Origin of the sequence: Companilactobacillus sp. RD055328, from assembly GCF_022835675.1 — a bacterium.
In the GTDB taxonomy this organism is placed as follows: Bacteria; Bacillota; Bacilli; order Lactobacillales; family Lactobacillaceae; genus BQUT01.
In genome coordinates, this window is sequence record NZ_BQUT01000001.1 from 254,694 (window position 1) to 269,303 (window position 14,610).

Genomic DNA, 14,610 nt, shown 5'->3' on the forward strand with positions numbered 1-14,610 from the left:
CATAAAAAAAATGACCTACATTAATTCGGTCATTTAATATTAAAGTAGAATTGATCCTAATATATTACTGAACATAATTATTAACATCGTCATCTTAGCATCTTTTGTTTTGCGATAAACAACCGCATAGACTAGCCCTAATAAGAAGAATAGTAAGAATTGTTGTGGTGTGTTTGATAAATTAATAATTGCTAAAACTACAGCACTCATTATGATTCCAAGCAAATGTTGAATTCCTGATTTTTTTCTCCAGAAATAGTTAAACAAGAATGCATTAGCGACCATGAATTGTTGATATGAAATGATAAAAATATTAGCCAATAGATTGAATATCATAACTTTTTGGTCAGTACTTGTTAAATAATCATTTTCAAACTTGGGCATTATTCCCTTGTATTGAAGATAAGCAATCCCAAATCTAATTGCTCCAATTAAAATTATGACCCAGAAAACAAAACCAAAATTATTAATAACGGTATTTTTGAATGATACTCGAGGATTATTCAAAATCATTCGTTCTTTTGTATAGCGGTGCGACATAATCCATGAAGTGAAAATACCTACTGCTGCAAATATTCCCGCTAAAATTAAATTGAGGCCGGTACTACTAACAGCTTCTTCACGTAAAAAAATTGTTAATGCCGCAAACAATAACCAGAAAATATAACGAATAACAGTTGTTCCTCTTGACTCTACTTCTTGCATAATTACTATCCTATCAATAATTTACTTTTGTCCCATTATACTCGTACAGATTATTCTATCCTAGTAATACTTAAGACAAAATTAAAAAGTAGATCAAAAATCTTGATCTACTTTTAGTCTAATCTATTTTCTTTTTAGCTGATTCTTTTAAGAATTCTACATCATCAGGGTCCCCAGATAGTCGTTTACCTGTTTCTAAACCTTTGATGTCTTTCATCTCTTGATCTGTTAATTCAAAATCAAAGACATCGATATTTTGTTCTAGACGACTCTTATGAACTGATTTTGGAAATACAATAGTTCCTCTTTGCACATGCCAACGAAGAATGATTTGACCAACTGATTTGTTATGGTTTTCAGCAATCTTAACTAAGATAGGCTCAGTTAACAAATTACTCTTACCTTGTCCTAAAGGACCCCAAGCTTCATGTGCAATATTATTCTTACTCATGAATTCGCGCAATTCATCTTGTTGGAAATATGGATGTGTTTCGATTTGATTAATCACTGGAATAACTTCTGTTTGGCTCATCAAGTCTTCTAAATGATGGATTTGGAAGTTAGATACACCGATAGCCTTAATACGACCTTGTTTGTAAAATTCTTCCATTGCCTTCCAAGTTTCTACATAATGGTCTGATGGCCAATGAATTAGATACAAATCAAGATAATCAAGATCTAATCTCTTCATTGTCTTTTCAAAGGCAACTTTCGTTTCTTCGTATCCATGATCGGCATTCCATAGTTTAGAAGTAATGAAGAAATCTTCACGAGCAATTCCAGATTCTTTAATAGCTTGTCCCAACCACTCTTCATTACCATAATAAGCAGCTGTATCAATATGGCGATAGCCTGCTTCAAAGACCATCTTCATTACGTTCATGAATTCGTCTTTGTCTTGCATTTTGTAAACACCAAAACCGAATTGTGGAATTTCCACTCCGTTGTTTAATGTAATATTAGGCACATTTGTCATAATTTAATCCTCCATACTAATAAATATATTACTTATATGAAATAAAATCACTTCTTAGGACTTGTTAGAGTAATTTCTCTTTTATTATACCAAACACGCTAAATTAAACTTTAAAAACGCGTTCACAATCACAAAAATCTCCGTATAAATCAAAAAATCAGTAAGCCTTATAAGACTTACTGATTTTTAACTTTATTACTCAATTTTTTTCGTGATTTTTCACGCTCTACTCAAATACAAATTGATTATTGTATAGTTCAGCATAAAAGCCGTTTTCGTCCATCAATTCATCGTGATTACCTTCTTCAATGATTTCTCCATTGCGTAGAACGATAATACGATCTGCGTCCAAAATAGTCTTTAAACGATGGGCAATAACAAAACTTGTTCTGCCTTTGATAACATTATTCATAGCTTTTTGAATACGTGCTTCTGTAACAGTATCAACGTTACTTGTTGCTTCATCCAAGATTAATAATGATGGATCAGTTAATATTGTTCTAGCAATACTTATCAATTGTTTTTGTCCAGTACTGAAGACATTATTTTCTTCACTGACTTGTGTATCATAACCATCTTCTAACGTTTCAATGAAACTATGAATGTGTGCTTGTTTAGCAGCATCTATTACTTCTTGATCAGTCGCTTCTGGTTTACCAAAAGCAATGTTATCACGAATTGAACCGCTAAATAGAACAGATTCTTGAAGCACAATTCCGACATGTGATCTCAATGAACTTAAATCGATATCTCTGATATCAACGCCATCGAATTTAACCGATCCTTTGTTAACATCATAGAAACGATTCATCAAGTTCATAACCGTTGTCTTACCTGAACCAGTAGGCCCAACTAAGGCAATCATTTGTCCTTTGTCTACTTCAATATTTACATCTTTTAGAATTGGCTTATCAGGTAAGTATTGGAAATCAACGTGTTCAAGTTCAATTTTCTTTTCAATACCATCAATTTGTACTCCATTTTCAGGGTTAATTTCATCTTCTTCATCGAAGACTTCGTTAACACGACGAGCACCAGTAATTGCTAATTGCACCATACTGTATCCAGATGCAAGTTGAGCAATCTGATTGTAGAATTGTTGTGAATATTGAACGAAAGTGACAACTAATCCTAGAGCAATTGATTTCTTAATATCACCATTAACTGCCAACATACTACCAAAGAAGATAACTATCGCTGTATTAACAAGTGACATCCCTTGCATCAATGGATAAATCATACCTGAGTAGATTTGTCCTTTTAAACTAGCCTTACGAACTCGTTCATTGTGAACTTTGAATCCATCAATAGTTTCGTCTTGCAAACTATTAGTAATGATTAATTTTTGACCAGTGATTCTTTCATTCATGTAACCATTCAACTTACCAACTTCATTTTGTTGAAGATCGACATATTTACGAGCTTTAACAATAATGAATGAAGCTAAGATAACTGCTACAGGAACACTGGCGATTGAAATCCAAGCTAACTGAACACTTTTTTGGAACATCATATATAACAAACCAATGATTAAGGCGATACTTGTCATTAGTTGTTGAAGCATTTGGTTCATAGCGTTATAGATATTATCTAAGTCTGATGTAAATCTACTTAGGATATCACCATCAGAATGACGATCAAAAAATGATACTGTCATCTTTTGTAATTTACCAAATAATCCAGTTCTCATCTCGTTAGTTGATTTAGCATTCATGATTGCAAGAACAATCGATTGTATGAATGTTGCTGCTGTATTAAATACATAAACCAATACTAAAGACCAAATAACATTAACAAATGCTGTCATAGCTGGAGCACTGGCAGCTATATGCATAGCCTTCATTGCCTTATATTGTTGATATTCACCAGCATATTTAACTAACTCATTCAAAGCATTACCTATATATACAGGGGCTTGAACTTGGAGATAAACCGCTACGATTGTCATGATAACCGCAACTAGGAAAGATATTTTATAAACTTTTAAATAACGATAGAAAAATTTCAACGAACGTCCTAATTCACCCATTATTTAACTCTCCTTCCCTTTTGTGTATCGTAAATTTCACGATATACGTCATTATTTTCAACTAATTGTTTGTGAGTTCCTACACCAACTAGCTTACCGTCATCCATAACTAGAATCTTGTCAGCATTTACCACTGAAGAAATCTTTTCAGCAATAATAATTTTTGTAGTATCTTTCATTTCATCTAAAGCTTCTTTGACTAGCTTTTCAGATCTGGCATCTAAAGCGCTAGTACTATCATCAAGAATTAATACTTTAGGAGATCCGATAACACCACGCGCAATTGATAGACGTTGTTTCTGTCCACCTGAGAAGTTAGCACTACGTTCTTCCACAATATCATCATATTGTTTTGGACGATTAGTAATGAATTCCTCAGCTTGTGATATTTTTGCCGCTTTTTTCATATCTTCTAAGCTAGCATCTTTTTTACCTTGGCGAAGATTTTCTGAAATTTTACCTGAGAACAAGATTGGTTTTTGTAGAATCATTGCCACTGAACTATGTAAGTTCTCTTCATTCAAGTCTTTAATATCGTAGCCACCGACTTTGATAGTTCCTGATTGAGGATCAAATAGACGTGGAATCAATTGTGCAAGTGTTGACTTCCCAGCGCCTGTAGCACCAACAATTCCGACCATTTCTCCAGCATCAACCTTAAATGAAATATCTTTAATTGTGTCGTGATCTTCTCCGAAATATCTGAAAGTAACATCATCGAATTCTACTGAACCTGTTAATTCATGATCAGGTTCGTCATTATAATTAATATCTGGTTCTTCTTTCATTACTTCATTAATACGTCCAAGTGAAACGGCTGCACGAGAAGCTTGCATCATCATCATTCCACCCATAATAATTGAGAACATTATTTGCATCATATAGTTCATAAATGAAGCAACTGCTGCAACAACTTCCGGATCAGACTTTGATAGATTACCAACAAAATAAATAGAAGCAACGATTGATAAATTAGCTACCAACATGAATGCAGGGATCATAACTGAAAATAGAATTCCTACTTGAGTTGTATGGTTTTGAAGTTGATCAGATGTATTTTTGAAATTCTGATCTTGATTTTTTTCTTGTACGAATGATTTAACAATTCTAACACCCATCAAATTCTCTTTGGCTAGATTGTTAGTTTTATCAATTAATTTTTGAATAGCACCAAAGTGTTTACCCATTTGTCCGAATGAAATAAATGTAATGACAAATACGAATACAACTAAGACTACAATTATCCACCATAAACTAGGAATTGAATTCATAGCTAAGATGAAACTACCAATGAAAAGAATTGGAATTCTTACTAACGTTTGCAAAGTCATCATAATGATGTTTTGCACTTGCGTCATATCATTAGTCATTCTAACTGCTAAATTTCCTGCTGAGAATTTCTCGATATTACCAAATGAAAATGTTTGAACTTTTCTAAAAACAGTTTCACGGATATCAGCCGTCATTCCCTGAGCAGTACTAGCAGAAGCAATTGTATTTACAATCCCTGCAATCAATCCAATACCAGCAATCACTAATAAATATAATCCGTATTGATTAACTTTATCTTGATTATCCTTCATGATAGCAGTAAGAATGTTTTGTAATAACTTAGGTTGCCATAACGTAGCTGCAACAGAAAAACCTGTCGCAATAATAGAAATAGCGAGTACCCCAAGATATGGTTTAATGTGTTGTTTAATTAATGACAAAAGACCAACTCTTTTCTATATAAATTTGATACGATTTTTAGGCATCAGATACATCATTGTAATACCACTTAAACTATTTATCAAGCATATACTTCGTATAAAAAAAACAACCTCATAAGGTTGTTTTTTAAATTGCAGCGGCAAGCCCTAAAACAGCTAACCCTACAAAAAATATTCCCATTCCTACTACTTTAATGATAGTTTTTTCTTTTTGACGATCTCGCTCACCAATGATTGCTTCGATCAGATCTCCACGTACAAAAAATGATACTAGATAACCTACAAAAATAACTGAAACACCTAGTAATATCAGAGCGCTTCTTTCGGCATTAACATTATCTGAATAACCCAAAACACCTACTAGAATAATTTCTAATAATAAAATAACACCGATTGTTCTTTTGCCAAGCCACTCCAACTGTATTTCTCCTTAGTTCCACCAAAATGTTTGAATATCTTTTTTGTTCTCAATGTTCCAATCAATTAGCTTTTTCAATAATTGATAGTTAACATCTTTATCAAACTCAACTCTTATTACCTTGATACCAGTAGTATATCCTGCTTGATGAATTTCATCTCTGAATTCATCAATTGCTTTTTCAGTTGCTACTGAAAAATGATTCTTCGAAACTGAAAAACCAATAATAAATGTTCCATGATCGGTAAACATTGGTTGTTTCCATGCAACTCTTGTATCTAATTGTGGATAAGTATCACAGACCCATTTCAAAACTTCAGTAATTTGTATTGCATGATCTGGATTATCGATAGTTTCTAAATACTCAATGAAATTGTCCATATTAAATTCGCCTTTTAATTATTACAAACTATTAGAACCTAATTTACCATAAACTTAGGCTCACATGAATTGTTTTTATGACATTGTCCAGCCACCATCGACTGGTAATGCTGTTCCTGTTACATAGCTCGATAAGTCACTTGCTAAATATAATGCAGCTTTTGCAATGTCATCAGGTTGAGCAAACTTCTTCATTGGAATTGGTTGTAAGAAGCCTGCTTGCATGTTCTCATCTGCTAGAACTTCTTTAGTCAATCCGGTTTCTCCGGTTCCTGGACAAATAGCATTAGCTCTGATTCCATCAGCGGCATAATCAACTGCTGTAGCTTTTGTTAGTGAAATAACTCCACCCTTAGCGGCACCATAAGCAACAGCTTGAGGGAATCCAATAATACCCCCAGCAGAAGCTGTATTAATAATCACTCCCTTAGTCTTCTTAAGGTGGGGCAATGCATACTTAGTTCCTAAGAATACTGATTTTAAATCTACATTAATAACTTTATCCCATTGGTCTTCAGTTATTTCTTCAGCAGTTCCAGGAATAAAAATTCCGGCATTATTATAGATAATATCTAATTGATTGTATTCTTTGATAGCTAAGTCGACAAAAGCCTTAACATCTTGGGCATTAGACACGTCAGCTTTTGTTGCTATTGCTTCTCCACCGTTGTTATTAATTTCATCAACAACTTTTTGAACTTTTTCAAAATCAAAATCTACTGCGACAATCTTTGCCCCTTGTTTAGCAAAAAGCTTGCTAGTTGCTTCCCCAAATCCTGATGCTGCACCTGTGATAATAGCTACTTTATTTTGTAAATGCATAATATTCTCCCTTTTTCGAAAACGTTTACTTAATTATACAGAATTAATTGAAATTTAGACAGATATTAGTTAAAGTTAGCGCATAACATCATTTAAAATAAAATAAAAGAGAGGATACTCAAATGTCGAGTAATGAAGCACTTATAATTATTGATTATACTAATGATTTTGTCGCTACAGAAGGTGCATTAACTTGTGGCAAGCCTGGCCAAGCGCTTGAAAAATATATTGTAGATTTAGCTGATTCAATGAAAGACTCGTTTGTTTATTTACCTACTGATATTCATGTCGCTGGAGACAAATATCATCCAGAAACTAAATTATTTCCTCCTCACAATGAAGCAAATACCTGGGGCCGAGAATTCTATGGTGAACTAAATAATTGGTATCAAAAAAATAAATCTGATCATGTAGTAATGATTGATAAAACTCGTTATAGCTCATTTGCCGGTACTAATCTTGATATCTTACTTTGTGAACGAAAAGTCGATACTGTTCACTTAGTTGGTGTCTGTTCTGATATTTGTGTGCTACATACGGCAGTAGATGCTTATAATCTCGGCTATAATATTGTTATTCATGAACAAGGTATCGCTACTTTCACTGACAATGGTCAAGAATGGTCATTGAATCATTTCAAAAATTCTTTAAATGCAAAAATAGTATAAAAAAAAGCTAATCCAAATTGGATTAGCTTTTTTATTATGCATCATATGCTTGTTGGAATAATTCAACAATTTGTTCAGTTGTTGCTTTTCTAGGATTAGAAAAGGCATTTCCGTCTTTTAATGCATTCTCAGCCATTAGTTGGAAGTCTTTAGGATCAGCTCCAATGTCTTTGATGCTTCTTGGAATGCCAACATCATCGTTCAATTGTTGCATAGCATCAATTGCTTTGTCAGCCGCTTCACGTACTGATAGTCCATCGATATTTTCACCCATAGCTACTGCTAAGTCTGCAAATCGATCAGGGCAAGCGATGATATTAAATCTTTCAACAATAGGTAATAAGATTGCACAACATACACCATGAGGGGCATCATATTGTCCACCTAATTGATGAGCCATTGCATGTACATAACCTAAATCAGCATTGTTAAAGGCCATTCCGCCTAACATTTCTGCTTCAACCATCTTAGTTCTGGCTTCAAGATTATGGCCATTAGCAACTACTTCACGTAAGCTCTCTTGAACTAGACGAATTGCTTGTAAACATTGTCCATCTGTTATGTCATTTCTATTTGTTGATACATAAGGTTCGATAGCTTGTACAAAAGTATCTAATCCAGTAGCAGCTGTCATTTTTGTTGGAACGTCTAGCATTAACATTGGATCATTAAATGATACTAGAGGTACATTTCGCCATGAAACAACAACAAATTTTAGATGTGTTTCTTCATTAGTAATTACACAATGTCTTGTTAACTCTGAAGCAGTTCCGGCTGTTGTATTTACAGCAATTAATGGAGGTAATTCATTATCTAATGTTTCGATACCAGCTAGTTTAGTAATATCATCACCATTAGTTAAGATAATTCCTGTACCCTTACCACAATCGTGAGCTGAACCACCACCAACTGTAATAATTCCATCACATTCGTTGTCCAAATATACTTGTTTTGCTTCTTTAATGTTTCTAACTTTAGGGTTTGGTTCAACACCGTTATAAACAACATATTCGATTCCAGCATTTTCAAGCGAATCAACTGTTTGAACAACCGGTCCATTCTCCATTTTTTCTAAGAATGAATCTGTAACAATTAATACTCTATGCATATTAACCATCTTGGCACGATCACCAACTTTTTGAATTACTCCGGCTCCAAAGAAATTAACACTTGGCATTAAAAAATCAAAATTTTCTTTCATTATTACTCTCCTTGTGAATGTTTTATCAATCTAATTTTACCGCTATCGGTACTGAATTCAATCGTACAATCAACTGTTATTGTCCAGAAGAAAAAGTCACACTTTTAATAATTAGTTATTTTGTGACTTTTTTCACTTAAAATATAAATAATATAGATTCTTTTACCGGACAAATATTGATTTTTGTCCAAAGAGTTTCTTTGTAAAATAAAGCGCTTTCTTATACACTATTAGTAGGTGATAATATGTCTTACATTACAAAGAAAAAGATTGCTCTCGCTTGTAAAGATCTCATCGTCAAAACAGATATTGATCAAGTTTCTGTTACTAAGATAATGAAATCAGTCGGCATGCGTAGACAAACTTTCTATGATTTATTTATAGACAAGTATGATGCAATCGAATGGCTATATAATGATGAAATCACAGAAATTATCGAAGACAATCTTGAGTATGAAACTTGGGAAAAGATTGTTAATTATTTATGTGCCTATTTTTTTAAAAATAGATCTTTTTTTAAAAAAATCCTTAATGATCCTAATCAAAATAATTTATCCAAAACTTTAATGGCAGGTCACGTAAAAAAATTAATAGAAGTAATTATGTTAGACATGATTAAAGTTGAGCATATTACATTTAGTGATGATGAGTTCTCCTTCACTACTACAATTTTTGCCAATTCTTTAATAGAAGAGATTAGAAATTGGATATCTACGCATAATCCAAGAAAAATTGATGAGGAAACTAACCTCATCAATTTATATATCTCTGATTCCATCAGTGGAATGCTTTTAAGAAATAAAGCTAACTAATACCAGCCAAAGCCACCACATTCCATTTGTAGATACTCTAACCATTTTGAATTCATGTCTTTTAAAATGGTAATTGAAACTCCATCCATATTGTAAGAACTTAAAAAGTTACCAGTTTTAACTAGTTGCGGTTTTATGTCTTTTAACTGCAATAACTTAACTACATCATTAGTAAAAATTAAGCTTTCCATAGTTGGCAAGCTACCTAATCCATTAATTAAAACGGCAATTGAACTACTGCTTTGTAAAGAACTAACTTGCACTAATTTATTAATTAATTCTCGAGCCAATAAGTCTGAAGAAGAGAACTCTTCTCGACGATACCCTTCTTCACCATGAATACCAATTCCATAAAATATTTGGTTTTCGCCTAATTCAAATGACGCTTGTTTTTCTGCGGGCAGTTCTGCTCCTGTCAAGGCAACTGCAAGTGTATACAAGTTATTATTAACTGCATTTCCTAAGGATACCAATTCTCGACACGAAAGGCCCTTGTTTGCAGCAGCTCCAAGTATTTTATGGATAATAACCGTACCCGCAACTCCACGTCTTCTAGTTATTTTAGTCTCCGGATCCACCGAAGCATCATCGTCAACAATTATTAATTCAACATCATACTTATTGTCTCTTAAGATAGTTTGTGCTTTTTTGAAAACATTAAGGTCTTCATCAAAATTCTTAACAATAAATATAATTGGTTTTTTATTACCAAAATACTCTGTTGTTTTTACTATTTGATTAGCAGAAGGTGGTGTAAATGGTTCACCTACAATTGCTCCATCTAATAACGCTTCTCCGACATATCCAATATCTAAAGGCTCATGTCCGCTTCCTCCACCTGATAGAAGAATGACATCACGTGAATTATCATCGTAAACAACACTATTCATTTCATGCAGTTTTTTTAATTCTGGATGCGACATAATTAAACCTCGCAACATTTCATGAACAACATTTCTTGAATCGTTGATTATTTTTTTCACGTTAAACTCCCCAGCAAATTATTTATTACACCAATTGTAACAAATAATTGGCAGTTTATATGTAACTACTATGTTCTAATTTCTTTTGAAAATAGGAGTAATAGTATGTGAACTTCTATATGAATCTACATATGCACTCGCAGCTTTCATAGCATTCACAACCATTTCTGGTGTTACTTCAAATGGCATATTCTTCATAGTTTCATCTGGTGCAGTAGCTAGTTTACCAATTTGTAATAATTCATCTTCAGATAATTGGTCTAAGTGTGTATCTTCCATAGTAATTGGCAAATCCAAAGTTAACCAGAATTCAATATATTTATCCATCACTTCATGGGGTGTATTCTCAAGAACTAGCTCAACCATTGCACCAAAAGCAACTTTTTCACCATGAGTTAGATGATGAATCTCACCTTTAACTGCCGTGAATCCATTATGAATAGCATGAGCAGCAGCTAAACCAGCATTTTCAAATCCTAGCCCTGACAATAATGTATTAGCTTCAACAATTGCATCTAAAGCTGGTGTAACTAATTTATTCTTATTTGATTCAACCGCCTCAAAAGCGTGGTCCCATAACACTCTTTCACATTCGGCAGCAATAGCGCGTCCAGTAAATGTTGCTGCACCATTACCCATTGTTACACCATGTTTCATAGTTGTAGCTTTAGCCTCAATGTTCGTTGCCATGGCATCTGAAATCCCTGAAACCAAAGTTCTTACAGGAGCATTTGCGATTACTTTGGTATCTAACAATACTAAATCAGAATGTTTTGGATAGAACTTGTATTGATCAAATACACCTTCTTCAGTATAAAGAACTGACAATCCAGCTGTTGGTGCATCAGCTGAAGCCGCTGTTGGTGCAATAACTAATTTAGTATTAGCTTCTAGTGCAATCCCTTTTGATGTATCAATGGTTTTACCGCCACCTAGTCCGATTACAACTTCAGCTTTTGTATCTTTAGCAATCTTAGTTATTCGATCTATTTCTTGAACTGATGCTTCACCATTAAATACAACTTTTTCAACTTTAAAATCATTATTTGTTAGGTATTCAGCAAATTCATTACCAACAATATCCCAAACTATTTCATCTGACATAATCAATACGTATTTACCTAATTTTTCAAGGTATTGTGCACTATGTTCTAGTAATCCTGATCCTTGTATATATGTATCTGGGCTGACAAACATTTTATCCATAGTTAAATCTCCTTAATAAAATTATTTTATGATAAGTGGTTCTAATTCTTTTTCAATTTTTGCAAGTGGTACCCCCACTTGCAAAAGTGCTGCCGCTGAGTAAGCACTTTCAATAAATGCCGTATTAAAAATATGCAAAGGCTTCTCAGAAAACTCTTCTGCCATTTCTAAATTCATCTTGGCACTTCCTAAGTCATAAAAAACTAATAACTCTTCACCTTCATTTTCAATGATGGCTTGGTTAATTTTTTCAAGACTTGTCCCAACGTCATTATCTTCAGTTCCGCCAGCTACAGTAATAGGAACATCAGCTGCAACTTGTGTAATTAATCTGCTAATTCCATCTACCACTTCAGAAACATGTGATACTAATAAAATTCCATACTTCGACATATTTATTACCTCTATTATTTTATTGCTGACAATAAAGTTTCAAATAACATTTTCGATGAAGCTGCACCCGGATCAACAAATCCAATTGAGCGTTCACCTAGATATGATGCACGTCCTTTTTTGGCTTGCATATCTTTTGTTAAGTTCATAAAATCTTCGAGTTTTTGACTTGTTAAACTTTTTTGTTTTAGTTCACTGGCAACTGGTAGCCAGACATCTAACATTGTTTTGTCGCCGGCAGTTGCTCCTCCGCGTTTAGCAATTCCTTGTGCACCCGCTTCAATTAATGATGCCAATTCAGCATCCTCTTTTGAAGCTTTACTCATTTCTAGAAATGCTGTCCCATATAATGGTCCAGAAGCTCCTCCTACTTTTGACAACAATGTCATAGCAATTATCTTGAAACTCTCCGTAATTGTTGAAGGGTTTTTCTCTTCTAAAGTTTTTACAACTTCTGTCATTCCTCGATCCATGTTATTACCGTGATCGCCATCACCTATGGCATCGTCAAGTTCACTTAACATATGTTTGTTTTTCGATATTTGTTCTTGATATTGTTTCATCCATTCAATTACTTGCTCATTATTTAACACTAGTATCACCCCATCCTATTGTTTGAGCATCAGCATTCAAGTTATCCAACCATTCGTCATTAGTTAGTTCTAGAAGTGTTAATGAAATTCCTGCCATTTCAATTGAAGTTACGAATGTTCCTACTTTAGTAAATGCTGCTTGAACATTCTTTTCTTCCAGTTTATTTAAAACATCATTAGCAAAAATATATTGTTCCATTAAAGGTGTTCCACCTAAGCCGTTAATTAGTACCGCAAATTTCTTGTTTTCTAATCCGTTAAATGATTTATCTAGCTTAGCAACTAGTTCTTCAACTAATTCTTTTGATGGCACTAATTTTTGGCGTTTGTATCCTGGTTCACCATGAATTCCGACACCATATTCAATTTCATCATCAGCAATTTCAAATCCTGGTTTACCAACTTCTGGTACAGTAGCAGGTTCTAATGCCAATCCAATAGTATTTGTCTTTGCAATTACTTCATTACCAAGAGCAACTAATTCATCTAAACTTGCTCCATTTTGTGCTGCTGCCCCAATAATTTTTTCAACCAATATTGTTCCAGCTACACCACGTTTACCTTGTGTGTATGTACTATCTTCAACTGAAATATCATCATCAACAATAATTTGTTCAACTCTGATATCTTCTAAGTCAGCCAAGTCTTTAGCAATATCAAAATTCATTACGTCTCCGGCATAATTCTTAACTATTAGAAGTACACCTTGACCTTGATCACTTTCTTTAATAGCTGCCAAAACTTCATTAGGGGTTGGCGATGTAAATACTTGTCCACAAACAGCTGCATCTAACATCCCTTGTCCAACAAATCCGGCGTGAAGTGGTTCGTGTCCACTTCCTCCACCTGAAACAATTCCGACTTTCTTAGTCTTATTACTGTCATTTCTTGCTACTACAAAAGTATCTTCCAATCGTTTCAAATATTGAGGATAGCTTCTTACTAGTCCGCTAACCATTTCATCTAAAATATTACTTGGGTCATTAATAATTTTTTTCATTGTTATTCTCCTTATAAAATTCCGTTTGTTTCTAATAAACTTTCAAATAAATAACTACTTGATAAAGCACCTAAATCCGGATACCCGATTGATCGATCGCCAATATAAGATGAGCGACCTTTTGAAGCTCTTATTTCTTTTGTTCTATCAACCGCTAAATGAATCGTATCCAAATCTAAGTTATCTTCTTTAATCGCTTCGGTTACAGGAATCCATGTATCTAGCATTGTCTTGTCACCAAGTTTAGCTTTTCCACGCTTTTGCAACTTATCTACTGATGATTGCAACATGTGTACTAGTTCTTCACTTTCACGGCTTGCTCGTGCCATTTCTAGAAAAGCTGTCCCATATAATGCACCTGAAGCTCCACCAACTTTGTTCATAATTGACATGGCGGTAACTTTGAATACTTCGGTAATATTTTGTGGATCTTGTATTTCTAGTTGTTCAATTACTTCGTGCATCCCACGGCTCATATTATTTCCATGATCACCGTCACCGACGATACTATCTATCCGACTTAATTCGTCTTTTTGTTCGTCTATTTTATTCGCGAAATTTTTCATCCACGCTTTTGAATTATCTGTTGTTAACATGTAACTCCTCCTTGTTTATGAATCAACTATAAAATGAAAGCGCTTTAAATTTAAGGGACAGTTTTTAACTAGTGTCCGTTTTTACCTCTCTTTTTAAATTGTTTATGACCTATCA

Annotated in this window: 16 protein-coding genes; 2 read left to right on the top strand and 14 right to left on the bottom strand. The window is 33.8% G+C overall.

From position 1 onward, the window contains the following. Nucleotides 1-39: 39 nt before the first annotated feature. The 7 genes from RD055328_RS01355 to RD055328_RS01385 all read right to left on the bottom strand — a co-directional run bounded on the left by RD055328_RS01355 (nt 40) and on the right by RD055328_RS01385 (nt 7,043). A complete protein-coding gene (locus RD055328_RS01355; RefSeq protein WP_244087031.1) occupies nt 40-705 on the bottom strand; it encodes a type II CAAX prenyl endopeptidase Rce1 family protein in 666 nt (221 codons plus the stop codon). A 118-nt stretch (nt 706-823) separates the two neighbouring features. Then, nucleotides 824-1,681: an aldo/keto reductase gene (locus RD055328_RS01360; protein ID WP_279593882.1), complete on the bottom strand. Its 858-nt coding sequence runs from the start codon at nt 1,679-1,681 to the stop codon at nt 824-826. 226 nt (nt 1,682-1,907) lie between these two features. Next, nucleotides 1,908-3,710 carry an ABC transporter ATP-binding protein gene (locus RD055328_RS01365; protein ID WP_244087032.1) on the bottom strand — a complete coding sequence of 601 codons (1,803 nt, stop codon included), beginning with the start codon at nt 3,708-3,710 and terminating at the stop codon, nt 1,908-1,910. Next, nucleotides 3,710-5,422: an ABC transporter ATP-binding protein gene (locus RD055328_RS01370; RefSeq protein WP_244087033.1), complete on the bottom strand. Its 1,713-nt coding sequence runs from the start codon at nt 5,420-5,422 to the stop codon at nt 3,710-3,712. The genes RD055328_RS01365 and RD055328_RS01370 overlap by 1 nt, the downstream gene beginning before the upstream one ends. A 127-nt stretch (nt 5,423-5,549) precedes the next feature. Further along, nucleotides 5,550-5,840 carry a hypothetical protein gene (locus RD055328_RS01375; RefSeq protein ID WP_244087034.1) on the bottom strand — a complete coding sequence of 97 codons (291 nt, stop codon included), beginning with the start codon at nt 5,838-5,840 and terminating at the stop codon, nt 5,550-5,552. Nucleotides 5,841-5,852: 12 nt separating this feature from the next. Beyond that, the gene (locus RD055328_RS01380) at nt 5,853-6,221 is read right to left on the bottom strand and encodes an iron chaperone (RefSeq protein WP_244087035.1); all 369 of its coding nucleotides are present in this window, start codon (nt 6,219-6,221) and stop codon (nt 5,853-5,855) included. A gap of 75 nt (nt 6,222-6,296) precedes the next feature. Beyond that, nucleotides 6,297-7,043: an SDR family NAD(P)-dependent oxidoreductase gene (locus tag RD055328_RS01385; RefSeq protein ID WP_244087036.1), complete on the bottom strand. Its 747-nt coding sequence runs from the start codon at nt 7,041-7,043 to the stop codon at nt 6,297-6,299. 122 nt (nt 7,044-7,165) lie between these two features. Here RD055328_RS01385 and RD055328_RS01390 point away from each other — a divergent pair, with 122 nt between their 5' ends. Further along, nucleotides 7,166-7,711 carry a cysteine hydrolase family protein gene (locus RD055328_RS01390; protein WP_244087037.1) on the top strand — a complete coding sequence of 182 codons (546 nt, stop codon included), beginning with the start codon at nt 7,166-7,168 and terminating at the stop codon, nt 7,709-7,711. Nucleotides 7,712-7,745: 34 nt separating this feature from the next. Here RD055328_RS01390 and RD055328_RS01395 read toward each other — a convergent pair whose 3' ends face one another. Beyond that, nucleotides 7,746-8,912: an iron-containing alcohol dehydrogenase gene (locus RD055328_RS01395; protein ID WP_244087038.1), complete on the bottom strand. Its 1,167-nt coding sequence runs from the start codon at nt 8,910-8,912 to the stop codon at nt 7,746-7,748. 245 nt (nt 8,913-9,157) lie between these two features. On the opposite strand from RD055328_RS01395, the gene dhaS reads away from it, so the two are divergent. Beyond that, a complete protein-coding gene (gene dhaS, locus RD055328_RS01400) occupies nt 9,158-9,724 on the top strand; it encodes a dihydroxyacetone kinase transcriptional activator DhaS (RefSeq protein WP_244087039.1) in 567 nt (188 codons plus the stop codon). Here the strand turns inward: dhaS and RD055328_RS01405 are convergent. From RD055328_RS01405 to dhaL (RD055328_RS01430), 6 genes are all read right to left on the bottom strand, one after another. Then, the gene (locus RD055328_RS01405) at nt 9,721-10,707 is read right to left on the bottom strand and encodes a dihydroxyacetone kinase subunit DhaK (RefSeq protein ID WP_244087040.1); all 987 of its coding nucleotides are present in this window, start codon (nt 10,705-10,707) and stop codon (nt 9,721-9,723) included. The genes dhaS and RD055328_RS01405 overlap by 4 nt on opposite strands. Nucleotides 10,708-10,782: 75 nt before the next feature. Further along, nucleotides 10,783-11,913 (bottom strand): glycerol dehydrogenase, encoded by a 1,131-nt coding sequence (locus RD055328_RS01410; RefSeq protein WP_244087041.1) that lies wholly within the window; start codon nt 11,911-11,913, stop codon nt 10,783-10,785. A 21-nt stretch (nt 11,914-11,934) separates the two neighbouring features. Next, nucleotides 11,935-12,306, bottom strand: a complete 372-nt coding sequence (gene dhaM / locus RD055328_RS01415; protein ID WP_244087042.1) for a dihydroxyacetone kinase phosphoryl donor subunit DhaM — start codon at nt 12,304-12,306, stop codon at nt 11,935-11,937. 14 nt (nt 12,307-12,320) lie between these two features. Further along, on the bottom strand, nt 12,321-12,869 hold the full coding sequence (dhaL, locus tag RD055328_RS01420; RefSeq protein WP_244087152.1) for a dihydroxyacetone kinase subunit DhaL: 549 nt from the start codon (nt 12,867-12,869) through the stop codon (nt 12,321-12,323). Nucleotides 12,870-12,888: 19 nt separating this feature from the next. After that, nucleotides 12,889-13,899: a dihydroxyacetone kinase subunit DhaK gene (gene dhaK, locus RD055328_RS01425; protein ID WP_244087043.1), complete on the bottom strand. Its 1,011-nt coding sequence runs from the start codon at nt 13,897-13,899 to the stop codon at nt 12,889-12,891. A gap of 11 nt (nt 13,900-13,910) precedes the next feature. Further along, entirely contained in the window at nt 13,911-14,495 is a 585-nt protein-coding gene (gene dhaL / locus RD055328_RS01430; protein ID WP_244087044.1) for a dihydroxyacetone kinase subunit DhaL, read from the bottom strand. Nucleotides 14,496-14,610 lie beyond the last annotated feature (115 nt).

What these genes read in the sequence shown, in the direction of transcription:
- RD055328_RS01355 (WP_244087031.1), bottom strand. Translation starts at nt 705, where the DNA reads ATGCAAGAAGTAGAGTCAAGAGGAACAACTGTTATTCGTTATATTTTC.
- dhaK (WP_244087043.1), bottom strand. Translation starts at nt 13,899, where the DNA reads ATGAAAAAAATTATTAATGACCCAAGTAATATTTTAGATGAAATGGTT.
- dhaM (WP_244087042.1), bottom strand. Translation starts at nt 12,306, where the DNA reads ATGTCGAAGTATGGAATTTTATTAGTATCACATGTTTCTGAAGTGGTA.
- dhaS (WP_244087039.1), top strand. Translation starts at nt 9,158, where the DNA reads ATGTCTTACATTACAAAGAAAAAGATTGCTCTCGCTTGTAAAGATCTC.
- RD055328_RS01410 (WP_244087041.1), bottom strand. Translation starts at nt 11,913, where the DNA reads ATGGATAAAATGTTTGTCAGCCCAGATACATATATACAAGGATCAGGA.
- dhaL (WP_244087152.1), bottom strand. Translation starts at nt 12,869, where the DNA reads ATGAAACAATATCAAGAACAAATATCGAAAAACAAACATATGTTAAGT.
- RD055328_RS01390 (WP_244087037.1), top strand. Translation starts at nt 7,166, where the DNA reads ATGTCGAGTAATGAAGCACTTATAATTATTGATTATACTAATGATTTT.
- RD055328_RS01395 (WP_244087038.1), bottom strand. Translation starts at nt 8,912, where the DNA reads ATGAAAGAAAATTTTGATTTTTTAATGCCAAGTGTTAATTTCTTTGGA.
- dhaL (WP_244087044.1), bottom strand. Translation starts at nt 14,495, where the DNA reads ATGTTAACAACAGATAATTCAAAAGCGTGGATGAAAAATTTCGCGAAT.
- RD055328_RS01360 (WP_279593882.1), bottom strand. Translation starts at nt 1,681, where the DNA reads ATGACAAATGTGCCTAATATTACATTAAACAACGGAGTGGAAATTCCA.
- RD055328_RS01385 (WP_244087036.1), bottom strand. Translation starts at nt 7,043, where the DNA reads ATGCATTTACAAAATAAAGTAGCTATTATCACAGGTGCAGCATCAGGA.
- RD055328_RS01365 (WP_244087032.1), bottom strand. Translation starts at nt 3,710, where the DNA reads ATGGGTGAATTAGGACGTTCGTTGAAATTTTTCTATCGTTATTTAAAA.
- RD055328_RS01380 (WP_244087035.1), bottom strand. Translation starts at nt 6,221, where the DNA reads ATGGACAATTTCATTGAGTATTTAGAAACTATCGATAATCCAGATCAT.